The sequence below is a fragment of the Peribacillus sp. FSL K6-1552 genome (assembly GCF_038005205.1).
Classification (GTDB): Bacteria; Bacillota; Bacilli; order Bacillales; family DSM-1321; genus Peribacillus; species Peribacillus butanolivorans.
In genome coordinates this window covers 2,944,908-2,970,602 of sequence record NZ_JBBOST010000001.1, presented here as the reverse complement: position 1 = coordinate 2,970,602, position 25,695 = coordinate 2,944,908, and the positions used below count along the sequence as shown (strand labels likewise).

Genomic DNA, 25,695 nt, shown 5'->3' with positions numbered 1-25,695 from the left:
ACACATTAGCTTTTTTACTGTTTTTTTAAGTGTACACATGCAATTGAAAAACGACGTGTGGTGAATATGCTAACTTATTTATTTGAGTTAAGGCTAGATATGAAAACTCATAGATTATTGATTCTTAGACAGTGGTCTGATGATGGGTTGCTTATGATTTTTAAAATTAATCACTATAGACATTATTAGAGTGGCATTAATGCTTTTTATATGGGGCGATTGAAAAGGATCAAAAAAAGAAGAAGATTCGACTGCATTTAATAAGAGAATTTCCAGTTATTGAAGTACCATGATTCCGTTTTTATATTTTATCTAGAATGACATTTCAAATCGAGTGGGTACCACAAACTTAGAAAAAAAAGGGTGGGTAGGGAAACTATGAATTTAGGTGCGATAGAAGCAGGAGGAACAAAATTCGTATGTGCAGTTGGAGATGAACAAGGGAAAATCATCGAAAGAAGTTCAATTCCGACAACGACACCGAAAGAAACGATGGACAATGTTATTGATTTTTTTCGGGGGTATTCAATATCGAGCATAGGCCTCGGTTCTTTTGGGCCTGTTGATTTAGATGTAGAAAGTCCACAATATGGTCATATTACTATGACGCCGAAAGTCGCCTGGCGAAATTATGATATTCTAGGCGAATTAAAGAAGCATTTTCCTATTCCAATCGGATTTGATACTGATGTAAATGCAGCTGCTTTTGGGGAAAAAGTCTGGGGAGCTGCCAGGGATGTAGACAGCTGTATTTATATGACGGTCGGAACTGGTATTGGGGTGGGTGCAATTGTAGGAGGGAAATTACTCCACGGACTTAATCATCCTGAAATGGGCCATATTTTGGTACGTAGACATCCATTAGATCAGTATGAAGGAAAATGTCCTTACCATAAAGATTGTTTAGAAGGCCTTGCGTCTGGTCCAGCAATTTCTGAAAGATGGGGGAAGGCTGGTTTGGAACTTCAAAATCAAGCTGAAGTTTGGGAAATGGAAGCCTTTTATCTAGCGCAGGCATTGATGAATTACATGTTAATCTTATCACCCAAAAAGATCATCTTAGGAGGCGGAGTGATGATGCAGAAGCAGTTGTTTCATCTAATACAAAATAAAGTTAAAGAGTTTGTCAATGGCTACATTCATCATTCTGCCATCTTATCTGAAATCGAGGAATATATAGTACCTTCTAGATTAGGTCATAATGCAGGAATCAGCGGTGCTCTGGCTCTTGCTATGAATGCAAGAAATACAGAATTTTAATTTAAGGGCATCAAAAAATTTTTAATCAAAAGGAGCCTTTTTATTTATGAATAAACCATTATTTCTTAAGCCGGTTTTTCAAGAGCGGATATGGGGAGGTACTGCTTTAAGAGATCAATTTAATTACGAAATTTCAACCGAACATACAGGAGAGAGCTGGGCTATTTCTGCCCATCCAAATGGACAGAGTGTGGTTAAAGATGGTCCTTATAGTGGTAAAACTATCAGAGATCTATGGAAATCCAATCATGATATTTTTGGAAACTACCCGTCGGACGTATTTCCATTGTTAACAAAGGTGCTTGATGCAAACACAGATTTATCTGTTCAGGTTCACCCGAATGATGACTATGCAAAAGTTCACGAAAAAGGAGAACTTGGGAAAACAGAGTTCTGGTATATTATCGATTGTAAAGAAAATGCAGAGCTAGTTTTCGGACATACTGCTCAAACAAAAGATGAATTCATTCAGCAAGTAGATGCAGAAAACTGGAACGAGCTCCTTCAACGAGTAAAAATCAAGCCGGGTGACTTCTTCTATGTTCCAAGTGGAACGATTCATGCGCTGTGTGAAGGGACTCTCGTCTTAGAAATACAACAAAATTCAGATACTACATATAGAGTGTATGATTACGACCGTACAGATCAAAGCGGAAATAAGCGGGAGTTACATATAAAAAAGGCAATTGAAGTTACCGCAGTTCCTCATATCAACGTTGAACTAGAGTTGAAATATGAAGTGAAACCCGGTGCTAAGTTAACCACGTTTGTAGAAGCAGAATATTTTTCTGTTTACAAATGGGATATTATCGGAAAATCTACCTTTGTTCAGGATAAACCATTTATGCTCTTTAGTATTCTAAGGGGAGAAGGTAATTTTGAGGTTGGAAATGAAAGTTATACAATTGGAAAAGGTGATCATTTTATTTTGCCTTCAAACATAGGTGAATTCATTCTAGAAGGAACGATGGAGATTATTGTATCGCACCCATAACAACTAATTAGACAGGAAAGTCCCAAAAGGGTTGAAATAAATTTCATTAAGTTTGGTAAAGGTTAATTTTCAAAGATTAAGACTACAACAAGAAAATTAATTCAAGTACTATCTATAATTGATAGTGCTATTTTTTATGTCATTAAACAATTGGGGAGAATTGTTTAATGTAGAAAATTAATCATTCAATTTTGAGAAGTTATTTGATGATATTGGCACTTGGAATCTGGTGGTTTTATATATGAGGAGCAATAGTGGGGAACATGTATAAAATGCTAATAAACAAAAATATGGATTTACAGATGATGAACTAAATTTAAAGAAAATTTAGATTACGAAGAAAAGGCTACTTTCCTTAGTGTTGCAAGAATGTTCCAAACAACCTTATCCTTAGGAAGAAAGAACAAAACAGTTAATTCATTGTATCAAATTGTCGTGCTTGATGCTTTATCTAAACCAATAAGGGTGGGCAATATAAAAATGCGATTATTTCTTTTGTAAAAAAATATTGTCCCGGCCAAGAGACTAAAATAGTTCAATTATATGAGAGTAGGTCAGCTCATTTTCATCAAGTTTTTTTTGAGAATGTGATATTACTGGATTGGATATAAGACCATTAATGGGGACGGCTTTCCTATTAATAGAGGAGGAATTCTTGACTGATAACGTTGTTACTCGTACAGTCCTGATTAAATGGTTAACAGAAAGAACACCTCTCGAAAACTCATAGAAATTTCCTTATTACACCTGAGATTTTATTTGTGTTTTTGGGTATGTTTAATTTTAAATCAGCAACCAAAAAAATCCAAAAGTGGTTGAATAATGATTGCTGGTCGTGAACTTGAAATGTTAAACAAGGATAGACCAAATGAAAAGAAAAATTGGTTGGCTTATGAAAAAATCACCATATCTTCTACAACCTAAAACTAATCCTGTGAATTGGCTACCGTGGGGACCACCTGCATTTCAATAAGCTAATAAGGAGGGTAAACCAGTGTTCTTGTCAGTGGGCTATTTCTAGTTAGAGGCATTTTACGTTAACACGCCACTGGTGTCAGTTATCTAAAATAACCAACCTTACCTAGTAAGTCAGATTGGTAGTCAGATAGATGCCATTGATTGGAATGTTCATTAACGTGATAAATTTTATCTTGGAAAGAAAGGATGACCGTTTCTCCCTTATAGACATCTTGTTTTAGTTGTTCGAACGAATAGTTCATTTTTTCGATCGCAAGTTCGGCATACATTCGAACTTCACTATCGACATCATTCTTGAAATTTTCTATCAATGAATGTAGAATTTCATCATCTAATCTATATGTAAGAGAATACCAAACACTGTTAGCAACACAACATCTCACATATCCGTCGTGATAATTACTTAAAGTTATAAGTAGATTTCCAAACCACTTCAAATCCACATCGCCTTGTGATAGGTCCGGTATAGCACGTATTAATTCATCTACATTATCTTCTTGAATAAACTTTTCAAGGTCTTGTTTATTGTATTCCTTTACCTCCATTCCCTCAAAATCAAATTCCTCATTTTCAAGGTATAGGTTTTTTAGAAATTCTTCAAAGCTATCTGCGATTTGTATAATTTGTTCCAAATCAACGTCTACATAAACAATGGGGGGCAGAGGTGGCATTGCGGTAATCAAATGCGAGCCAAGTATGACCGTCTCCATTGAATAAAATAAGTCCTTCCGGCAGTTCCCACTCTTTTATGTAATAATCATTTTAAAGTATTCCATTTCTGGCACCAATCCCTTTAATGTGTTCCACTATAACAAAAGATTCACCCCAGACGGTAGAAACAGGAGAAGGATGAGCATTACAGATGGGTTGCCCCCATTTTGTTGCTTAAGAATAGCAATGTACGAGTTTGGTAACGTTACATTAAATAATTCTTCTGCTTTTTTTACGGTTTCGTCTGTTAATGGTTGTAACATATACTCGTCATTACTTGCTTCCCATACACCTTTTACTAACGCATTCACCTCATAAAAGTTGGATTATTATTGATTTTCAAGCAACGGCTTATTTTTTGTACGTACTTTCCTCGTTAGCTGAAAAACCTATCTTACTATCATACTACAAAAAATTTTTACCTTATTTTTTATAGCAACAATTTTTACGAAAGGCTATGTTCGTAATGTGATTGTTGTTCAAGTCAAAACAATAGAGGCAGCAATTGCTGTCCCTTGTAGAACTAACACACCCGACTGTTCTTTGGTGATAAAACTAATCTAGTGGCAATTCAAACTTAAACACATTATATATATTTAACATACGTCCCTGTCTTAACATAACCATATATTTTGATGGAAGACTCTAGTATTTCACCTGGTACATTTATTTTCCTTAATATGTCTAATATGTCCTTTCTTATAGGATTATTTTCTATTTTAATCTCTAACCATTCAATTATTTCATATCCTCCAAGTCTAAAATATTCATACCAATCATTTGACCACGGACAAATAATTGTTCGTAAAGAACAACCATCTATCATCATTTTGATGTATTTGAGCCATTTATGAGGATATTTCGTACCAGACAAAGGGCTACCTGTCATATCATTAAACGATTTACCACAATCCTTACAAAGATAACGCTGACGAGCTTTATATGTACCATTCCTTTTAACAGACATACTCCCACAATGTACACAAGCTAATCCATTAGAAAAACGTTTCTCTCGAATATCTACAATCTTATCTGAAATATTAGCAGTAGAATCAGGAAACAAATCTTTTAACAGACATACTCCCACAATGTACACAAGCTAATCCATTAGAAAAACGTTTCTCTCGAATATCTACAATCTTATCTGAAATATTAGCAGTAGAATCAGGAAACAAATCGTCTTTAATTGCATAGAAGAGCTTCATTTGTTCACCTTTGGGAAGGGCTGAAAGTTGTTCATAAATATCTAGCCACATCAAAATCGCTCCTGTCATAATAAGTTTGACTATTATAACAGTATGACTTCCTCAGCAACAAATTATACGAACATAACCTTTTCAAAACACGCTCTTTCTTTTTTTCGTTTATCAAGGTTAATAGTATTAATTTGAGCAAACATTATTCAAAAGTTACAAATGCAACAATTTCATTTTTTTGTAAAAAATATAGCTTGAACAATATTGACCAGAGAGGTCAACGGGAGTACAATTTGATTGACTGATGTGGTCAACTGTAAATTTAGAATGAAAGAAAAGAGGGCCGCCCCTATGTTTTCAAAATTTTTGAACATGGATAAGGAAAAACAAGACCGTATAATAAATGCTGCGATAAAGGAATTTGCCCAGAAGGGATATGACAATGCATCCACCAATGAAATCGTCAAGGAAGCAGGAATATCAAAGGGGTTATTATTTCATTATTTTCAAAATAAAAAGCAATTATATTTATTCTTGTATGAACATATGATCGATATTCTAATGGATAAAATTATGGAAAAAATAAATTGGGAAGAAAAAGACATTTTTGTCCGTTATCGGCAAATCGCATTACTGAAAATTGAAATATATCAAATTTACCCTGAAATGTTAAACTTCGTTAAGTCGATCTATAAAGACTCCTCCCCTGCAGTGAAAATTGATATAAACAGCAGGGGGAAGGAATTGTTTGAAAGTTCCTTTAATAAATTATTTTCCGATATTGATCTTTCTAAATTTAAAAAAGGGATTGATATTAAAAAGGCGATCAACATTATTAATTGGACATTAGAAGGGTTCGCGTATCAAATGCAAGAAAAAGTATCGTCCCTATCCCTGGAGCAAATCGCTAGCGATGAGACAATGGCAGAAATGGAAGAATACCTGGAAATACTAAGGGTTTCTTTGTACGAATAAGGTAGTAATCAATCATATCTAAAATTGGTAATTCCGCATACCGATGAGAAAAAAGGGAGGAATTATAAATGAACGTAATAGAAATTAAAAATCTAACCAAAACTTACGGCAAATCAAGAGGAATATCCGATATTAGTTTTAATGTTGAACAGGGTGAAATTTTCGGGTTTATAGGACCGAATGGTGCCGGGAAGTCGACAACGATTCGCACATTATTATCGCTCATTTACCCAACGAGCGGCAGCGCCACGATTTTTGGGAAAGACTGTATTCGATTTGCTCCAGAAATAAAAAAGGAAATTGGCTATTTACCATCAGAAGTTTTTTACTATGACAATATGAAAGTAAAGGAACTTTTAAAATATTCAGCCAGTTTTTATAAAAAGGATTGTAGTAAGAGAATCAAAGATTTAGCAGAAATAATGGACTTGGATCTCAATAAAAAAATTGATGACCTTTCTTTAGGAAACAAGAAAAAGGTCGGGATTGTTCAAGGGCTTCTCCATGAACCTAAACTTATTATTTTGGATGAACCCACGAGCGGGCTTGACCCATTAATGCAGCAAAAATTCTTTGAACTATTAGAGGAAGAGAATAAAAAAGGTGCAACGATCCTATTTTCGTCGCACATCCTCAGCGAGGTTCAAAGATTATGTAATCGAGTTGCCATCATTAAAGAAGGTAAAATCGTAACGGTAGAAAAGATTAGTACGTTACAGGAGAACAACTATAAAAAGTTTAAAATTGAGACGAAATCTGCCCTAGATAAGAATTATTTCCAAATCGGAGGGGTCAATAAAATAGAGGTTAACAATAACGTAATCAGCTTTTTATTTAGAGGTAATATCAATACGGTGATGAAAAGAATCGCGGAAATTGAAATCGTGAACCTTTGGATCGAAGAGCCGGACCTTGAGGAGATATTTATGCATTATTACGAAAAGGAGGCCTAAGAAACTATGAATATCTTTATGCATGAATTGAAGGCTTATCGAAAGTCTACGATCATATGGTCTCTATCGTTAATTGTGATCATCGTTATTTTCATGTCGATGTATTCCTCATTTGCAGAGGATGCAGAGGATTTTAAAAAAATATTGGAAAATTATCCAGCTGCGATAAGAAACGCACTTGGGTTTAATCAAGAAAATTTCTTTACTATTATAGGATTCTATAGCTTCCCATTATCGTTTATTACTCTTTGCGCAGCAATCCAGGCAATGAATCTCGGCACTTCTATTGTTAGCAAGGAAGTCCTTGCAAAAACAGCGGACTTTTTGTTAACGAAGCCTGTTACCCGTACTAAAATTTTGACAGCCAAGTTATTGGCAGCTTTTGTTTCGATTGTCATGACGAACATCGTTTATTTCGCGGCAGCTAGCTTTGTGGCATTACAAGTCAAGACTGATGAGTTTAGCTTGAAAATTTTCTTTTTGCTGTCGCTTACAATTTTTTTCATTCAACTACTATTCTTAGCCTTGGGAATCATCATTTCTGTTATTGTCCAAAGGATCAAATCCGTGCTGACCGTCTCGCTTGCCACTGTCTTTGTTTTCTACTTTGTGGGAATGTTCAGTGATACGACAGGTGATGAAGTGAAACGTTATTTTTCCCCGTTTAAATATTTCGACGCGGCCTATATCATTAAACATTCCAGCTATGAAGCAACATTTTTGATTGTTGGTGCAGTTATTATCATTCTTGCCATAGCAGCTAGCTATGTCGTCTATAACAAGAAGGATATACATGCTGTTTAAGAATGCTTGCTTTACTTGTGGATCGCTAAATGGAGGAGTTGGGTCATGAATATATTTTTAAAAGAAATGAAGTATCATCGAAAATCGCTCATATTTTGGAGCATCGGTGTCTTTCTTATGGTGACATCAGGAATGACTAAATATGAAGCATATTCGTCATCGGGGCAATCGATAAATGATTTGATCGCAGATATTCCAAAATCGCTGCGGGCTGTATTGGGTTTCAGTGATTTAGATTTAACGAAGGCCAGCGGCTACTATGGAATGCTTTTTCTCTATTTATTATTAATGGCAACCATTCATGCGGTAATGCTTGGAGCAACCATTATTGCCAAAGAAGAACGGGATAAAACATCCGAGTTTTTATTCGTCAAACCAGTATCTAGAAGTAAAGTCATTACAAATAAGCTTTTGGCAGCATTCACTAATATCGTAATCTTTAATCTCGCAACATTCGTTTCGTCCATTATTCTTTTAGGGAAATACAGCGATGGTGAGGCGGTTAATGGTGAAATAGCCATATTAATGGCGGCAATGTTCTTTTTGCAGGTCTTGTTCATGGTCATCGGCAGCGCACTTGCTGCTGTAAAGAAGAAGCCAAAAACGGCTGCATCTGTAGCGGCTGGAATCCTTTTACTAACGTATTTGTTATCAATCGTTATTGATTTGAATGAGAACCTTGAAGGCTTAAGGTATCTTACACCATTTAAATATTTTGAAGCGAAAAATGTAATGTATGGCGGTGGTTTGGATGTAATATTTGTAGTAATTTCACTAATATTGATTCTAACACTTTTGGTCGTAACCTATGTTTTTTATAAAAAAAGAGATTTGAATGTTTAGTACAAAGACCGTAATTTTCGGTCTTTTTTCATGGGAATAAAAAGCAACAATGAAATGTAACATTGCCTATTAAATAAAACTTTTGAAAGAAAAAACTAAAAGATTTATGAAAAATTTAACTATTAGTACTCAGGCTTTGTAAATATTTAAATCCTTGAGCTTTATTCCAGAAAAGGGCGCTTTTATGAATTAACTAAAGCCTAATAAATAAATCGTGATGGCTGGAGTTAGTATAGTTTCATGAACACATTTTAGTTAAGTCCTTACAATGATAAAAAAGTCATATAACTAGGATTCTTTTAAAAGAAATTAGATTCCTATTGATCCACAGCTACAATGTGTGAGTTACAAGTTACTTATTCAGGAAAACAGAAAAAGGTCATTTATATATGTATGTGGAGACAGTAGCATCCCTAAAGATGAGGATAATCTGTGGCAGTAATAATGAAAAATGCTTTGGACAATACCAAGCGAAGTGTGGTAAATCAAAAACTAAATAAGGTACTTGTTAATATCTACTTTAATATGTTTTCATCTGAATCAATTTTTATGCCTATTCAAACAGAAGAGCAAGAAGTAAAAAAGTATGAGTAGGCTCATTTCCATACACTTGCACAATTTTATATCAGTGAGCAAGGATTTGCAGGAATGACTTATAGAAGCACAGTGCACCTACTTGGTCAGCAAAGATAACCAGAAACTAGCGGAGTTTGCGTCTTTTACTGATAGTTGTCAAAAGGTAAACGATGATAAAACGTTTTATATTTGTGAGAATTACGTTTGTTACCAGCCAATTACGGTTACAGAAAAAGCAATCAATTTATTAACCCGGTAATTTTACCGGGTTTTTGGTTGCTTTTTATATAAAAAAAGGCATATGATAAATAAGGAGTCTCAATCAGAAAAGATATTAAACGAAAGAGGATTTTAAATGATTACAATAAAAAGTGAACGAGAAATACATTTGATGCATGAAGCAGGAAAGCTTCTTGCTGCGACGCATAGAGAAATCGCTAAAATGATTAAGCCGGGTATTACAACTTGGGAAATTGAAGAGTTTGTCGACAAATATCTAGCAGAGCACGGTGCAACGCCGGAACAAAAGGGCTATAATGGCTACAAATATGCAACTTGTGCATCTGTGAATGATGTAATTTGCCATGGTTTCCCGCAAAAGAAGGCCTTGAAAGAGGGAGACATCGTAACAATTGATATGGTCGTTAATCTTAATGGTGGTTTGGCGGATTCAGCGTGGACCTATGCAGTTGGTGAGGTTTCCGAGGAAGCTCAACGTTTGATGGATGTAACAAAAAATGCACTTTATAGAGGCATTGAAGTTGCCCGGGCAGGCAATCGCCTTGGTGACATTGGGCATGCGATTCAATCTTATGCAGAAGGCGAAAAATTTTCTGTTGTCCGTGATTTCACAGGACACGGCATTGGTAAAACAATGCATGAAGACCCTACTGTTTTACATTATGGTAAACCAGGTAAAGGTGCTCGTCTGAAAGAAGGAATGGTCATCACAATCGAGCCAATGTTGAATGCAGGAACATGGCATATGAAAATGGACCAAGACGGCTGGACCGCTAGAACAACGGACGGCAAACTTTCCGCTCAATATGAACATACTCTTGTTATTACAAAAGAAGCTCCAATTATTTTAACGGAACAATAAGAGTATTTTAAAAAGCAACGGCCTATAATTGGTCGTTGCTTTTTTTATGTCGTAAATATCATTATTTATTTGAAAGAATACCTCGGCAGAATATTCAGAATTCTATTCAACCAATAATAGATGAAATCCCTAACTATAGTACTAAGCAGATTATACATTAAAAACTTTACTATTATGTGGTAGCACAGGATAATAAGGGTAGGACGAAGAAATATTTATTCTAACGAGTTAACTGATACACAATATAAAGGAGGTTTTGACAGTGAAGAAGGGGGAAAAACTGTCTACAACGGTAGAATCGGTTGGTTTAAGTCAGAGAGAATTTTTAACGATTTTTTTACTGCATTCTTTAACAGTAAAAACGAATTATCCAAGGGCGATTCATCAGGACCTGAAAAATACGTTTACTGGAAAAGTGCATAGCTATGACTACTTATGTAAGATTTCTAATACTCTTGTCGAATCCGGCCATTTATCATTATACACGAACAAGGGAAGAAATTATTATCAAATAACGGAAAAAGGGAAAGAACTTTATAAATGGTACCAGGAGAATTTTCTAGAACGCTTTTCTGAAGTGAAAAATGTCATTGACCGCTTTATGTTCGATTTAAAAGGATCTGGTGAAAACCCTCCGGTTGTGAACGAACTTCCTGAGGAATACCGATCTTATTTCTCGAAAATAATATCCGTAAAGGACTTAGTCCGTTATGTCACATTGAAGGCGGCTTTCAAAAAGAAGCCCATTTATATGGGGGAAATAGGGGACCTGCTTAAAAATCAGTTCGGTTGGATTGCTTCTAACGGGTATTTATACGATTTATCACATGAAATGGAAGAGACCGGCCTGCTTGTTGGCAGATGGGAAAGTGAAAAACGAACAAAACGTTATTTACGAATTACGGATGAAGGACAACATCATTACAAACAGATTGCTGATTCAGCGGCATATCAAGTACAGGAAATTCAAAAATACATGGCCAGTGTGGTTATGTTTCTAAAAGATAAATCCTGACTGAGAAACGAACAATTCGATCCAGTTCTAGTTTCCTGAAGAACAGATAAATCCCCTTTAGCTGATGTAATGCGATGGTTCGATGAACATGCTTAAGTTGAGCCAATCAGGGGTAAATATTCTATAAAACAGTTCTTATCAAGGGGGAATTCATATGGTAGAGAAACACGATGAAATGGGCAGTTTGTTTACGTTTATTAAAGGTCAGGTCGATAAATTACCTATTTCAGAATCGAAAAAGAACAAAATGCTCGGTCAGCTTTTGAAGCTTAAAACGATGACGGTCGATGCGAGGGAACCGCGGATTGCTCTTGTTGGGAGGCGCGGTTCAGGGAAGTCATCACTGATTAATGCAATGTTTGGCCAAGAACGGCAATACGTTAGCCCCGTTAAATCTGGAACTGGTAAAGGTAAATGGCTTTGGTATCCGAGTGATTCTCAACCTAAAATTCGTCTGCTGGACTCTCGTGGATTGGGTGAGAGTGAGACTCCTACGGAAGACTATGAAGAAGAGACACCAATGGATGAATTAATTAAAGCGGTGACTGAGGAACAGCCGGATGTGTTTCTTTTCTTAATCAAAGCAAAAGAAACGGATTCTCGGATTGAAGAGGATTTACAAGAGTTAAGTAAATTGCGGAAAATTGTGAAAGATAAACATCATTATGATGTGCCAGTTATCTGTGTTATCACCCAAGTAGATGAATTAGATCCGCCACATTATAAACAAGTACCTTTTGATGCCCACCCTAAGAAAAAACAGCATATTGATGAGGCCATCGGTTTAATGGCTAAGCGGTTTAAAGAAAGTGAAATCCCACTATTGAACATCATTCCAATTTGTTCATATATTGATTTTGATGAAAAGGGAAATATTGAATATGACATGCGCTGGAATATAGATTTGCTTTCTGATTACTTAATTGAGGCCTTACCCAGTGAAGCGAAACTAAAGACTGCAAAGGCGATACAGAGCCAATTCGTTAAGAAAAAATTTGCGCGGACTATCGTAGGTACGTTCACGGCCATTGCCAGTCTAATCGGTGCCGAGCCAATCCCTTTTGCTGATTTTCCAATATTGACTGGTATCCAAGCCCTGATGATTGTTGTGATTGGTTTTATCGCAGATAAAGATATCAATACGAAAACTGCCAGTGAATTCATTACAGCTTTAGGAATTAACGTCGGAATTGGTCTGCTTGTCAGGGAAGGTGTTCGGGCTGCAGTTCGATTCATTCCAGGTGCTGGTCTTGCTGTTTCAGGTGCAGTAGCGGGAGCTGTTACTTATGGTATCGGTCAAGCTGCCATTGCATATTTCATAGAAAATAAAGATATGAATCAAGCGAAAGAAGCTTATAAGAATGCTAATAAACAATATAAAAATGAAGACATTAACTCTTAATGTACAGATTCAAACTGTAATCACCACTAAAGTGATATGATAAAGGTGAGTTCTAGCAGATGCTGATTCCCCTGCTAGATGGTATAGGATATTGTTTTACATATATAGAAGGGATGATCTTCATGTCGTTTTTTCAATCAGCAGAGCAAAAAGAATATATACAAAAATTAGAGGCGGCGATTAAGTCTTTTTCCGGACGATCTGAAAATCTTGATGAATCAAAAGGCTTTCCTTTTGAAAACATTCAGGAATTAAAGGATTTCGGATATCCTAAATTAACGCTAGCAAAAGAGTATGGAGGTAATGGTGGATCCTTGTATGATTTCCTCCTTAGCCAGGAGAAAATAGCAGAGTATTGTGGTCCAACTGCTTTAGGAATCGGCTGGCATGTAGGAACGGTACTTTCTCTGACTGAAAAAAGACCATGGGAAAAAGAGGACATGGACGAATTGTTTGATGCAGTGTCCAAAGGTGCCCTCATCAACACGGCAGCATCAGAGGCAGGAACAGGAAGTCCGACCCGTGGAGGACGTCCTGAAACGACAGCTATCAAGAAAGGTAATCAATGGGTATTGGATGGCAGAAAAACCTTTACGACCCTATCACCTGTCCTAGATATATTCCTTGTTACAGCCTGGGTACCCCAAGATGAGCAACTTGGCACCTTTTTGGTTCATCGAAACATAAAAGGGATAAGTATAGAAGAAACATGGGATATGATTTCCATGCAAGGTACAGGAAGTCATGATTTAGTGTTAAATGAAGTCATCCTTCCTGAAAAGTATTATGTCATGCAAAGCAAACCTGGCAAGAAGGAACCTGAATCCTGGCTGTTACATATACCAGCCTGCTATTTAGGAATCGCAATGGCTGCGAGAAATTATGCAATCGAATTTGCGAAAACTTATTCACCAAATAGCCTGCCGGGACCAATTCGAGATCTTCCTAATGTTCAAAGAATGATTGGAGAAATTGAACTGGAATTAAGTGAAGCACGCCATTTTCTCTATTCTGTCGCGGAAAAATGGGAAACACAAACCGAAAATCATGATGAATTATCGAAAGAGCTGGGCGCGGTTAAGTTATCAGTCGTAAACAAATCAATATCTATCGTTGATAAAGCGATGAGGGTCGTTGGGGCCAAAAGCTTACAACGGACGAACCCATTGCAACGTTATTACAGAGATGTACGTGCTGGACTTCATAATCCCCCAATGGACGATGCAACGATTACTATGCTCGCGAAAGCAGCTCTTTATTAAAGAATTATATTTGTGCGGCACTGAAATGACTGTTTCAGTGCTTTTTTTTGTCTTTTTTGAGGAGTTCTCACCTATTCATTTTTTAGACTGAATCGACCGCTTCTTGTTTCGTATTCTATTATGTACCTCAGTGTTTTGCGCATTTCTTTATTGAAAATTACTCAATAATTTTACTAGATTAAAATTCGCTAACTTGTTATGATTTATATGCATTTCAAAATTTTCGCAAAACATTGAAAGTTCGGTGTGGATATGAACCTTATGACTAAAGATTTACTGATTAACTTTTTATTAATTCTTCTTCCCATCTTTTTATTGCAAATGGTGTATCTAGTGAAATACGTGTACCGTTTAGATGCATTAAAAGGATGGTTCTTAGCCATTTTCCTATTCTTTCACTTGTTTTATGTATGTTATTTCCAGTAGTAATAGAAGAACACTTTGTTTGGGATCTCCGATGGATTCCATTTCTTTTAGGTGGTTTATATGGAGGTTATCGATTAGGTTTTTTATTAATAGCTATCACTCTTATTATTCGATATTTGTCGGGGGGAGAAAATGGATTTTATATTTCATGCATCACTTTTCCGTTAATTGGTATTTCAATTTCTTTTATTTCTAAATACTATTTACAAATGTCTGTCTTCAAAAAAAATATCGTTGGTATTTTATTAATCTTTATTGTTCAGATTCTTACACAGTTTATTGCAACACAAATATTTGGAATCAATATAGGTATAAGTTTATGGAAACAATACTTTATAATCCAAGTCGTTGGCATTGTTATTGTGATTATTCTGTGGGAGGTCATCCTTGCTAATTTTCAGATTTTGGAAAAATTAGCAAAAGCAGAAAAGTTACAAATCGTAAGTCACCTTGCTGCAAGTATTTCACATGAAGTTCGTAATCCCCTTACTGTAACTAGAGGATATATTCAAATGTTACAAGAGGATGTTTCTTCGCAAACAAAGGTAAAGTATGCAAATATCGCTTTGAGGGAATTAGATCGAGCTACAGAAGTCATTAATGATTATTTAACGTTTGCAGCAACAACCCCTGAAAATAAAGAACACTTAAGAGTGTCCGATGAGATTCAGCATGCGGTAAATATTATTAAGCCCTTGGCAAACATGAATGGAATAGACATAAAATTATCGCTTTTGGAAGATGACGCTTATTATATCATAGGAGAAAGAAAAAAATTTCAACAGTGCTTGTTTAATATTTTAAAAAACGGCATCGAATCGATGCAAGTTAATGGTGAACTATACATACATTTAATCCATCACGCCCCAACTCTCCAAATTAAGATTCAAGATAAAGGCGTTGGCATGACAAAAGAACAAATAAGCCGCTTAGGTGAGCCTTATTTTACGACAAAAGAAAAAGGGACAGGACTAGGTATGATGGTTTCTTATAGTATTATCAAAAGTATGAATGGAACTATTAGTGTGTCAAGTGTGAAAGGGAAAGGAACTTGCTTCTGTATTAAACTTCCTATTCATAGAAACGAAAGTGATAGATTAAAGAATTAATCCATCCTAAGTTTGAGTGAATTGACGGTTTTGAGAGAATACTTTATCATTTAATTAAACTACCAATTATATGAAATAATTCAATAATGCATTTGATGCCAAAGGGAGATGATTTTAATGAAAACGCTTGCAGATGGACAAATCATTTGGGAACCGAGTAAAGAACAAATCGATCAAACAGTATTGACTCAATACGTGAATTGGTTAAAGGAAAAGAAAGGTTTGGCGTTTCATAATTATCATGAGCTATGGAAATGGTCGGTTTATGAGCTAGAGAACTTCTGGGCGTCAATATGGGATTTTTGTGAAGTAAAAGCTGAAAGAAAATATGACAAGGTTTTAGCAGATAATTCGATGCCGGGTGCAAAGTGGTTTGAAGAATCGAGACTCAATTATGCAGAGAATGCATTATCGAATGATCAAGAAGATAAAACGGCGATTTTTTTCCGTTCCGAGCTTATCAAGAAGCAAGAGGTAAGCTGGAAAGAGCTGAAAGAAAAAGTTGCCTCTGTCGCTCATTCATTAAGGAAACTTGGTGTGAAATCGGGTGACCGTGTTGTGGCCTATATGCCAAATATCCCTGAAACCGTCATAGCGTTCTTGGCAACAGCAAGTATAGGCGCCATCTGGTCGAGTTGTTCACCCGACTTCGGGGCAAGAAGTGTCATTGACCGCTTTAAGCAAATTGAACCGGTTGTCTTACTTGCAATTGACGGGTATCAGTATAATGGGAACGTGTATGATAAAACCTCAGTTGTTTCGCAGCTGCAAAAGGAAATAGCGACTATCAAGCATACAGTGTTGATTCCGTACATAGATAAAACGAACTTTGAGGTAAATCTGAAGGAAATAATTCCATGGTCAACCCTTTTAAACGAAACAGCGGAACTATCTTTTGAAAGTGTTCCATTCGATCACCCGCTTTGGATCCTCTATTCATCAGGTACAACCGGAATGCCAAAACCGATTGTACAGGGGCATGGGGGCATTTTATTGGAGCATTTTAAATCCACACGATTGCATCAAAGTATGACTTCCGAAGATACCGTTTTCTGGTTCACAACAACAGGGTGGATGATGTGGAACCTGCTAATGGGTGGTTTGCTTAATGGAGCGACTATAGTTCTATATGACGGTAGTCCTTCCTTCCCTAACATGGATACTCTTTGGGAATTGGCTGAAGATACAGGCATGACATTCTTTGGAACAAGTGCCCCTTTTCTAACGAATTCTATGAAATTAGGAATCAAGCCAATGGAAAAATATGATCTATCGAAATTGAAAGCTCTTTTTTCTACAGGAGCTCCTTTATCAGGTGACGGATACAAGTGGGTATATGGAAATGTTAAAAAGGATATCTGGCTCAGTTCATCGAGTGGCGGAACAGATGTCTGTGCCGGATTTGTAGGAGGTGTGCCTACATTACCAGTTAGAATTGGCGAAATACAGGGACGGGCATTAGGTGTTCATGTCGAAGCCTTTGATGAACAAGGCCAATCTTTAATTAATGATGTCGGAGAATTGGTCATTACCAAACCGATGCCATCCATGCCGCTTTATTTCTGGAATGACAAAGATGGGATAAGATACTACGAGAGTTATTTTGATACGTATCCTGGTATTTGGAAACATGGTGATTGGATAAAAATTGACGATAAAGGCAGTTGTATCATTTATGGACGTTCCGATTCGACGATTAATCGTTCTGGAGTACGTATGGGTACAAGTGATATTTACCGGGTTGTTGAAGCGATTGACGAGGTAATGGAAAGTCTTGTAATTGATAGAGAAGTGCTAGGGCGTGGTTCTTCCTTACTGATGTTTGTTGTTCTTAAGTCTGGCAACAGTCTAGACCCTACCCTGAAAGCAAAAATTAAGGAACAAATTAGAGGGAATGTTTCTCCGCGTTTTATCCCAGACCAAATTTATGTCGTTGAGCAAATACCAAAAACATTGAACGGAAAGAAAATGGAAGTTCCGATTCGCAAAGTACTATTAGGTTTTGAGTTTGATAAGGTAGTGAATCCAGACTCTATGGGCAATCCTGAATCGCTTCAATTTTTCAAAGATTTAGCATTTGAATTAAATGAGGAAAAAATATTCTAAGAATACTGTGGCTCTAAAATAAGTTAGTGATGTTAAAAAAATGTTCTGACGAAGAGTGGTTTGATAAGATATCCTGTTTAATGCAGGATATTTTTTATTTATAGAAAATAGCAGGTTGGTGATAAAAGAAGGGAAGTAACTTTTTTCTTTGAAAACAAGGTAGGATAGAGGCAACGGAGGAGAAAAATTTGTTTATCCAAAAGATTGATGAAGAAGTATCTTTGAGATTATTAAATGAAGATGACGCAGAAGGATTTTAAATATAAAAAATGGCTCGGTTGGCTCGACAGCGGAAGAAGCTCAAAGGGTAAAGCAGTACCTAAAACACGTTTAAAATCTACATTTTGACTCAAAGGGAAATTTATTAGTAGAGAAGATCTAACCCCCTTGTTCAATATGGACAAGGGGGTTAGATACAAAGATAAGAAAGTATAACTTTTCGAGTTTAAAAAATTGCCTATCTCCACAAGGAAAGCTACTTTGTATGATCATCGCAGGAACAACCTGGTTTTTGATTGTTCAAAGGCGCCCTGCGCTTTTCTAATTATTTTGCTAAGCTTTCTGCCAATTGTTTTTCTTTCCACATGACTGTAATACCGAGGCCAATGACAATTATGACAGCAGCAAAAAGATAAGGATAGTGGATGTTTACATCAAATAGTATTCCGCCCATTGCTGGCCCGAAGATATTACCTAAGCTCGTATAGGTTGAGTTCATTCCAGCTACAAATCCTTGCTCTTTCCCAGCAGCTTTTGATAAAAATGTCGTCAATGCCGGACGAAGCAAGTCAAATGCGAGGAAGATGAAGCAAGTTACCGCCAGCACTGCCAAATAGCTAGAAATCAGGGTGGACGCCACCGCAAATATTGCACCTGTAATTAAACATAATTGGATTAGTTTTTTTTCACCGAGTATATCTACCATTCTTCCAAACATAAATACTTGTACAACAACACCGAAGATTGAGCTTATTGTAATAATGGCGGCAATGTCCTTCGGCGTGAAGCCGAATTTATGATCAGAAAATAGGCTAAAAACAGTTTCATATGCTGACAAACCGAAAGCAAGAACAAATACTATGATAAATGCAATAAAGTAAAGTGGATTAAGTGATCTTTTTAAATCGCTTAAAAAGTTTGTTTGCTTTGTATTAGCAGAAATTTCTGCAAGCTGTTCTTTTGTTAGCGGCTCTTTTAAAATAAATATTGATGAAATGCATGCTAAAAAGGCAATGGCTGCCGCAAAGAAGAAGGGCATGCGTATACCGTATTCTGCAATAAAACCACCAATGCCAGGTCCTATAATAAAACCAGTACTAATGGCGGCAGAAAGATAGCCCATCGCTTTTGGCCGTTCCTGAACTGATGTAATATCTGCAACATAAGCAGTAACACCTGGCATAATAAAGGCGGCACTAATTCCCCCTAGAATCCTTGATATATAAAGCACTGATACATTCGTTCCTAAACCAAAGATAAGTTCTGAAACACCAAAAAGGAATAAGCCGATTATGATGATTTTCTTTCTACCATAATGGTCAACCCAACGTCCTGCGAGTGGTGACATAAGTAGTTGTGCCATCGCAAATACGGCTACAAGATAGCCCATCGTTTTTCCTGATAAATGCATGATATTCATAAAAGACGGCATAACGGGAATTATGAGACCAATTCCTAGAAATGGAATGAATACATTGCTTAGAAGAATAATTAATACCGACTTTTGTTCTTTTATTGTTTTCTTCATGTATCAACACCTCCTTTCTTTATGAATCATTGATGTGAAATACCTCTCCAAAATACTGTCCAAGAGGCTTCTAATTTATCCTTCAACCGCTTCTCATCATTGCCATATACAAGCTCCAGCAAAATGGAATCGACTACTCCTAAGAAGGCAAAGGTCGGCGTTTTTGATACATCTCCGACTATTACTTTAGCATCGATCCAATCCTGAAATTTACTTTCCAGTATCACCTGCACCTTATCTTCTATATCGATTACTTCCTTTTCGATTGCTTTCGCAAGATGTGCTGGCGGAAAAAAAGACATACGTAGCCAAAACTTTAACTGCTCATTTTTTTGGAAAAGATCGATTACCAATTGTAGAAATCCGTATAAATCTAATTTGGGATTTCGTGAATCAATTTCACTGAAATATTGGAGTTTTGAAGATAGCTCAGTCTCTTTCGCATCACGTAAAACTTGTAAAAATAGATCATCCTTTCCTTTAAAATGTGCGTAAATGGATTGTTTTTTCATGCCGACTTCTTCAGCTATTAGAGAAAGGGATGCTCCTTCATAACCATGAATTGTGAAATATTTTAGAGCTGCCTCCTTAATTTCATTGCTTTTCAATAAAATCACCTCGAATTTAACGAACGTTCGTCAGTTATATTAGCAAATTAAATAAACATAAGCAAGTGGAAAATATATTTAGATATCTAAACAAATAATTTAAGGTTAAATACTTTAGTAATAAATAAATATTGTAATACAGATTATAATGTCAGTTATCGACTTACATAACCAAACGGGCCCTATCTGTAATAGAGTGCAGCGCGGTAATGCAGAACGAACTTCCACCTAACAGGTGGAATTACTTCTATTACAGGGTTGCTACGCAACTTTTTTTAAGTTGAGGTAATTTACTTATTATAGGAATCTGAAGGATACTGAGAAATATGTTACAAAAGCAACTTAAATATCAACTTTTGAATAGCGACGAACTAAGTCTTTGCTTTGGTCTGACTAGACAATTTGAATTTGATAGTAGATGTCTACCCAGCACTTTTATGGAACTAACGGGGGCTCTAGCAGAAGAAGGTCCAATGAAATAATCAAACTTTTTTCAAAATGGAGTCTTTGCGTTAACAACCAAATAAGGTTTAGTGACCTACTTTTTATCAAACTTTATTACAAAGCTACAAATACAGGCGGAGCAAATTGACTCCGTCTTTTTTTGTCCCCATCTCTAGTAGTTTTTGAACAGCTATCTAATAGTACCTATCAATTTTGCATGCTATATCAAGTTACATACATTCTTTATGAAGAATTCTAAAACCCCCTTTATCATTTTTTGTTTAAAACGAGACAAAACGAGACAACAATCTCATTTTGTCTCGTTTTGTTTCTTTAGAAAATAGATAAATTCCTAATATAGCGAATTTCCATTTTGGCACGTAAATTGCACTATATATTATTGACTCATTATTAAGATTGGGGGCTGGAATATGGAAACGATTCAAACTAAAGAAATTCAGTTATCACAGGACAAGGCTTATTGGATGTACAAAAAAATGCTTGAGATTAGAAAATTCGAAGACCAAGTTCATGAATCATTTGCTAAGGGAATCTTACCAGGATTTGTTCATTTGTATGCTGGGGAGGAAGCGGTTGCAGTTGGAGTGTGTGCCCACCTTACAGAAAAGGACAGCATTACGAGCACTCATCGGGGTCATGGTCACTGCATCGCTAAAGAATGCGACCTTAATGGGATGATGGCTGAAATCTACGGGAAAGTAACAGGGCTTTGTAAAGGAAAAGGCGGTTCCATGCATATAGCCGATTTAGATAAAGGAATGTTAGGCGCAAACGGTATTGTCGGAGGAGGCTTTCCACTTGCTTGTGGTGCAGCATTAACTGCCAAGTATAAAAAAACTGATCATGTAAGTGTATGTTTTTTTGGAGATGGTGCTAATAATCACGGCACTTTTCATGAAGGGATTAATCTTGCGGCTATTTGGAATCTTCCTGTTGTTTTTATTGCTGAAAACAATGGTTATGGTGAAGCCACACCTTTTAATTATGCTTCTAGTTGCAAAACGATAGCCGATCGTGCGATAAGCTACAATATCCCGGGAGTTCGCGTGGATGGGAAGGATGTAATCGCTGTTTATCAGGCAGCAGAAGAAGCAGTTCAAAGAGCTCGCAGAGGAGAAGGTCCTTCATTAATAGAATGCGTAACTTATAGAAATTATGGACACTTCGAGGGCGATGCTCAGAAATATAAAAAAGAACAAGACAAGAAAGAACATAAACAAGAAAAAGATGCCATTGCTCAATTTAGAAAATACTTACTGAATCAGAATCTGTTAGCTGAAAATGAATTGGTTTCCCTCGAGAATTCAGTTGAAGAGGCGATTAAACAAGCTGTTAAGTTTAGTGAAGAAAGCCCATATCCAGAGGCTTCCGATTTATTAAACGATGTTTATGTATCCTATTAAACAATAAAAGGAGGAATTGAGATGAGTAGAAAAATCAGTATGTCACAAGCAATAAATGAAGCAATGGCACTCGCAATGAGAAAAGATGAAAATGTCATTCTTATGGGAGAGGATGTAGCCGGCGGAGCAGAAGTTGATCACCTTCAAGATGACGAAGCATGGGGTGGTGTTTTAGGGGTTACAAAAGGATTAGTGCAAGAATTTGGTCGTGACCGGATTTTAGATACACCGATTGCCGAAGCAGGGTATATGGGAGCAGCTATGGCAGCAGCTTCTACGGGATTACGTCCGATTGCAGAGTTAATGTTTAACGATTTTATTGGGAGTTGTTTAGATGAGGTTTTAAATCAAGGGGCCAAGTTCCGTTATATGTTTGGAGGAAAAGCGCAAGTTCCTGTTACGATTCGTACGATGCATGGCGCAGGATTTAGGGCAGCAGCTCAGCATTCGCAAAGCTTATATGCCTTGTTTACAAGTATTCCGGGACTGAAAGTAGTTGTCCCCTCTTCCCCTTATGATGCAAAAGGGCTGTTACTCTCAGCCATCGAGGATAATGATCCAGTAATCTTTTTTGAAGATAAAACGCTATATAACATGGTAGGTGAGGTACCAGAAGGTTATTATACGATTCCAATCGGAAAAGCAGAAATAAAACGGTCTGGTTCAGATTTAACCATCGTTGCTATCGGTAAACAGGTTCATACGGCAATGGATGCTGCTGAACAACTTGCTGGTAGAGGTATTGAAGTTGAAATTGTTGATCCAAGGAGCTTGTCACCGTTGGATGAAAAATCGATTCTTTCCTCCGTCGCAAAAACAAACCGTCTTATTGTGATGGATGAAGCAAATCCAAGGTGCAGCGTGGCCACAGATATTGCAGCATTGGTCGCGGATAAAGGATTTGATACGCTTGATGCGCCAATAAAAAGAATTACTGCACCACATACGCCGGTACCATTTTCTCCACCACTAGAAGATATCTATCTACCTACACCAGAGAAAGTAATTAAAGTTGTATCAGAATTGTTAGGAGAACCATCTATTCTTAGGGTGTAAGTAACTGAAACCAATGATAGGCAAAGAAACAAAGCTGAAGGGAGAAAAAAGATATGGCTGTTGAAGTAGTAATGCCGAAATTAGGCATGGCAATGAAAGAAGGTACTGTTTCGGAATGGAGTAAGGGAGTCGGCGATACTGTAGAAAAGGGCGAAGCAATAGCCAGCATTAATTCTGAGAAAATAGAAATGGATATCGAGTCGCCGTCAGAAGGTACGATACTAAACATAGCTGTACCAGAGGGACAAGGCGTCCCTCCTGGAACAGTTATCTGTTATATCGGAAATCCGAATGAAAACGTAATGGTTAATGAGCCTGTTGCTGAAGAAATCAAGCCGGAAAACCACAAACAAGAAACAACGAAAAATCCAGATCTACCTAATTTGCCAATTAGTAAAAATGTGGATCGTGTGATGATTACCCCGGTTGCACGTAAAATGGCACAGGCCGCTAATCTTGATATTGAGAAAATTCAAGGCACTGGACCGGGTGGAAGAATTACTAAAGATGATGTACAGAAAGCAATTAAGAGACCTGAATCAAAGCCTGAAAATAAAGAAGATAGTATCTTAATCCCTGCGCAATCTATAGAGAAAACACAGGAGATTCCTGTAAACGGAATGCGGAAAATTATTGCCACACGTATGCAGGATAGCTTACAAAGTAGTGCTCAATTGACTCTTACGATGAAGGCAGATGTAACCGCTTTAATCAAATTGCAAAGACAAGCTACAGAAATTATTCAAAAACATGATGATAGTAAACTGACGGTCACAGACTTTGTTGCCAAAGCTGTCGTCCATTCATTAAAAGATCACCCTAAAATGAACAGTGCTTATGTAGAAGATAAAATCCATTTGTTTGAGCATGTACATCTTGGATTAGCTGTTGCCTTGGAAAAGGGGTTAGTTGTTCCAGTCATAAGAAATGCGGATGTCTGTACACTAAAGCAGTTATCGAAGAAAGGTAAGGAGCTAGCTAAGCTTGCTCGTGAAGGTCAATTGCCATCTGAAGAAATGAATGGCTCTACTTTTACGATCAGCAATTTGGGAGCATACGGTGTAGAACACTTCACGCCGATTTTAAATACCCCGGAAACAGGAATTCTTGGAATTGGCTCTGCTTATGATACTCCGCTCTATATTGAAGATACGTTGGAAAGAAGAACTATTTTGCCACTCAGTTTAACCTTTGATCATCGTGTCTTAGATGGGGCTCCTGCTTCTGCCTTTTTACAAACAATAAAAAGATATTTAGAAGAGCCAATGACCATGCTTTTATAGAAAAAGGAGGAAATCTCTTGAATCGTATAGCAATTATCGGAGGAGGTCCTGCTGGGTATGTAGCGGCAATTACTGCTGCCCAGCAGGGAAAAGAAGTGACACTGGTTGTCGATGGGCCACTTGGAGGAACCTGTTTAAACGAAGGATGCATGCCAACGAAGTCTTTGTTAGAAAGTGCTGATACGTATGAGTTGGTGAAAAATGCAGGTGAATTGGGAATCCGTCTCCCATCTAACTCAATTGAAATCGATTGGGAAGTGGTGCAGAAACGAAAGAAAGCTATTGTATCGACACTTGTCCAAGGCGTTCATTATTTAATGAAAAAAAATAAAATAAAAGTAATGCAAGGAAGAGCTTCTTTAATAACGAACCACCAACTTCGGATAGAAAATGACAATAAATATGAAGAGATTGAAGCTAGTAAAATCATTATTTCTACAGGTTCCGAACCCATTCCATTGCCATTTGCACCGTTCGATGGTAAATGGATCATCCATAGTGGTCAAGCCATGTCACTCCCTTCTATTCCTACTTCACTTTTGATTATTGGAGGCGGAGTAATTGGATGTGAGTTTGCAAGTATTTATAGCCGGATGGGCACTAAGGTTACAATCGTTGAGATGGGGGAAAAGCTGCTCCCAGGGGAAGATGAAGATATCTCAGCCGTCCTACATAAAGAACTGGAAAGCCAAGGGGTAATAATCCATGCCTCCACATCTGTCAAAGACATGAATACTAATAATAAGAAAGTATTTTTAGATAAAGGTGATGGCGGTATTGACGAAGTTCATGCCGATTACGTACTTGTTTCAATAGGGAGAAAGCCTAGAGTAAACGGAATGGACCTAGAGCGGAATGGTATTGATTTTTCCAAACATGGTATTTCTGTAAATAATCAAATGCAAACAAGTAATTCTTCAATATATGCCTGTGGTGATGTGATTGGTGGAATCCAACTTGCACATGTAGCTTTTCATGAGGGAAGAGTAGCTGCTCTGAATGCCTGTGGACACGAGACTAAAGTAAATTATCGAGCAATTCCCCGATGTATTTATACTTCCCCTGAGATTGCTAGCGTAGGATTGACGGAAACAGAAGCAAGAAATAAATATGGTGATATTAAAGTTGGAGAATTTCCTTTTTCCGCAAATGGAAAAGCTGTCATTTCTAACAAACAGATTGGAAAGGTTAAAGTCGTAGTAGATCCTCAATTTAATGAGATACTTGGGTTTTCCATCGTTGGCCCACACGCCACAGAAATAATTGGTCAAGGGACGGTCATGCTCCATGCGGAAATTACGACTGATATTATGGAAGATCTAATAGCAGCGCACCCAACCTTGTCGGAGTGCATACATGAGGCATTATTAAGCGTTAGTGGCCAAGCAGTGCATACTTAAATGAACTGAATCCTATTGAAT

General features: G+C 37.0%; 21 protein-coding genes and 2 pseudogenes. 17 read left to right on the top strand and 6 right to left on the bottom strand.

Annotated features, from left to right (window positions below; translation table 11 throughout):
• Positions 1-378 precede the first annotated feature (378 nt).
• Positions 379-1,260: an ROK family protein gene (locus tag NST21_RS14330; RefSeq protein ID WP_340889752.1), complete on the top strand. Its 882-nt coding sequence runs from the start codon at positions 379-381 to the stop codon at positions 1,258-1,260.
• 46 nt (positions 1,261-1,306) lie between these two features.
• Positions 1,307-2,254, top strand: coding sequence for a mannose-6-phosphate isomerase, class I (gene manA / locus NST21_RS14325; protein ID WP_340889750.1), 948 nt, complete (start codon positions 1,307-1,309; stop codon positions 2,252-2,254).
• A 1,058-nt stretch (positions 2,255-3,312) separates the two neighbouring features.
• Here the strand turns inward: manA and NST21_RS14320 are convergent.
• The 4 genes and pseudogenes from NST21_RS14320 to NST21_RS28855 all read right to left on the bottom strand — a co-directional run.
• A complete protein-coding gene (locus NST21_RS14320) occupies positions 3,313-3,942 on the bottom strand; it encodes a hypothetical protein (protein ID WP_340889748.1) in 630 nt (209 codons plus the stop codon).
• Between the two features lie 96 nt (positions 3,943-4,038).
• Entirely contained in the window at positions 4,039-4,206 is a 168-nt protein-coding gene (locus tag NST21_RS28860; protein WP_445670597.1) for an SMI1/KNR4 family protein, read from the bottom strand.
• 323 nt (positions 4,207-4,529) lie between these two features.
• A pseudogene (locus tag NST21_RS14315) lies at positions 4,530-4,688 on the bottom strand (hypothetical protein); the annotation flags it as partial.
• 51 nt (positions 4,689-4,739) lie between these two features.
• Positions 4,740-5,199 (bottom strand): annotated as a pseudogene (locus tag NST21_RS28855) (transposase); the annotation flags it as partial.
• 291 nt (positions 5,200-5,490) lie between these two features.
• Here NST21_RS28855 and NST21_RS14300 point away from each other — a divergent pair.
• From NST21_RS14300 to NST21_RS14250, 11 genes are all read left to right on the top strand, one after another.
• Complete coding sequence (locus NST21_RS14300) at positions 5,491-6,114, top strand: TetR/AcrR family transcriptional regulator (protein WP_340889745.1); 624 nt, start codon at positions 5,491-5,493, stop codon at positions 6,112-6,114.
• Between the two features lie 68 nt (positions 6,115-6,182).
• Positions 6,183-7,067 carry an ABC transporter ATP-binding protein gene (locus NST21_RS14295; RefSeq protein ID WP_340889743.1) on the top strand — a complete coding sequence of 295 codons (885 nt, stop codon included), beginning with the start codon at positions 6,183-6,185 and terminating at the stop codon, positions 7,065-7,067.
• Between the two features lie 6 nt (positions 7,068-7,073).
• Complete coding sequence (locus NST21_RS14290; protein ID WP_340889742.1) at positions 7,074-7,871, top strand: ABC transporter permease subunit; 798 nt, start codon at positions 7,074-7,076, stop codon at positions 7,869-7,871.
• Positions 7,872-7,916: 45 nt separating this feature from the next.
• Positions 7,917-8,714, top strand: coding sequence for an ABC transporter permease subunit (locus NST21_RS14285; RefSeq protein ID WP_201249452.1), 798 nt, complete (start codon positions 7,917-7,919; stop codon positions 8,712-8,714).
• 432 nt (positions 8,715-9,146) lie between these two features.
• Complete coding sequence (locus NST21_RS14280) at positions 9,147-9,308, top strand: hypothetical protein (protein WP_340889741.1); 162 nt, start codon at positions 9,147-9,149, stop codon at positions 9,306-9,308.
• 337 nt (positions 9,309-9,645) lie between these two features.
• The gene (map, locus tag NST21_RS14275) at positions 9,646-10,392 is read left to right on the top strand and encodes a type I methionyl aminopeptidase (RefSeq protein ID WP_057215668.1); all 747 of its coding nucleotides are present in this window, start codon (positions 9,646-9,648) and stop codon (positions 10,390-10,392) included.
• Positions 10,393-10,654: 262 nt separating this feature from the next.
• On the top strand, positions 10,655-11,407 hold the full coding sequence (locus tag NST21_RS14270; RefSeq protein WP_056522848.1) for a helix-turn-helix transcriptional regulator: 753 nt from the start codon (positions 10,655-10,657) through the stop codon (positions 11,405-11,407).
• A gap of 154 nt (positions 11,408-11,561) precedes the next feature.
• Positions 11,562-12,809: a GTPase gene (locus NST21_RS14265; protein ID WP_340889737.1), complete on the top strand. Its 1,248-nt coding sequence runs from the start codon at positions 11,562-11,564 to the stop codon at positions 12,807-12,809.
• A 122-nt stretch (positions 12,810-12,931) separates the two neighbouring features.
• Complete coding sequence (locus NST21_RS14260) at positions 12,932-14,071, top strand: acyl-CoA dehydrogenase family protein (protein WP_340889735.1); 1,140 nt, start codon at positions 12,932-12,934, stop codon at positions 14,069-14,071.
• 368 nt (positions 14,072-14,439) lie between these two features.
• On the top strand, positions 14,440-15,606 hold the full coding sequence (locus tag NST21_RS14255) for a HAMP domain-containing sensor histidine kinase (protein ID WP_340889734.1): 1,167 nt from the start codon (positions 14,440-14,442) through the stop codon (positions 15,604-15,606).
• A 117-nt stretch (positions 15,607-15,723) separates the two neighbouring features.
• On the top strand, positions 15,724-17,712 hold the full coding sequence (locus NST21_RS14250) for an acetoacetate--CoA ligase (protein ID WP_340889733.1): 1,989 nt from the start codon (positions 15,724-15,726) through the stop codon (positions 17,710-17,712).
• Between the two features lie 544 nt (positions 17,713-18,256).
• Here the strand turns inward: NST21_RS14250 and NST21_RS14245 are convergent.
• Together NST21_RS14245 and NST21_RS14240 are read right to left on the bottom strand one after the other, a co-directional pair.
• Positions 18,257-19,459 carry an MFS transporter gene (locus NST21_RS14245; RefSeq protein ID WP_340889732.1) on the bottom strand — a complete coding sequence of 401 codons (1,203 nt, stop codon included), beginning with the start codon at positions 19,457-19,459 and terminating at the stop codon, positions 18,257-18,259.
• 26 nt (positions 19,460-19,485) lie between these two features.
• Complete coding sequence (locus NST21_RS14240) at positions 19,486-20,067, bottom strand: TetR/AcrR family transcriptional regulator (RefSeq protein WP_340889731.1); 582 nt, start codon at positions 20,065-20,067, stop codon at positions 19,486-19,488.
• Positions 20,068-20,942: 875 nt separating this feature from the next.
• Between NST21_RS14240 and NST21_RS14235 the strand changes: the two genes are divergently transcribed.
• From NST21_RS14235 to lpdA, 4 genes are read left to right on the top strand one after another with little or no spacing between them, the layout of a single operon-like run.
• Positions 20,943-21,935 (top strand): thiamine pyrophosphate-dependent dehydrogenase E1 component subunit alpha, encoded by a 993-nt coding sequence (locus NST21_RS14235; RefSeq protein WP_098177950.1) that lies wholly within the window; start codon positions 20,943-20,945, stop codon positions 21,933-21,935.
• Between the two features lie 21 nt (positions 21,936-21,956).
• Positions 21,957-22,991 (top strand): alpha-ketoacid dehydrogenase subunit beta, encoded by a 1,035-nt coding sequence (locus NST21_RS14230; RefSeq protein WP_340889729.1) that lies wholly within the window; start codon positions 21,957-21,959, stop codon positions 22,989-22,991.
• A 53-nt stretch (positions 22,992-23,044) separates the two neighbouring features.
• Positions 23,045-24,274 (top strand): dihydrolipoamide acetyltransferase family protein, encoded by a 1,230-nt coding sequence (locus tag NST21_RS14225; RefSeq protein ID WP_340889728.1) that lies wholly within the window; start codon positions 23,045-23,047, stop codon positions 24,272-24,274.
• 17 nt (positions 24,275-24,291) lie between these two features.
• The gene (lpdA, locus tag NST21_RS14220) at positions 24,292-25,674 is read left to right on the top strand and encodes a dihydrolipoyl dehydrogenase (RefSeq protein WP_340889727.1); all 1,383 of its coding nucleotides are present in this window, start codon (positions 24,292-24,294) and stop codon (positions 25,672-25,674) included.
• The last annotated feature ends 21 nt before the right edge of the window (positions 25,675-25,695 follow it).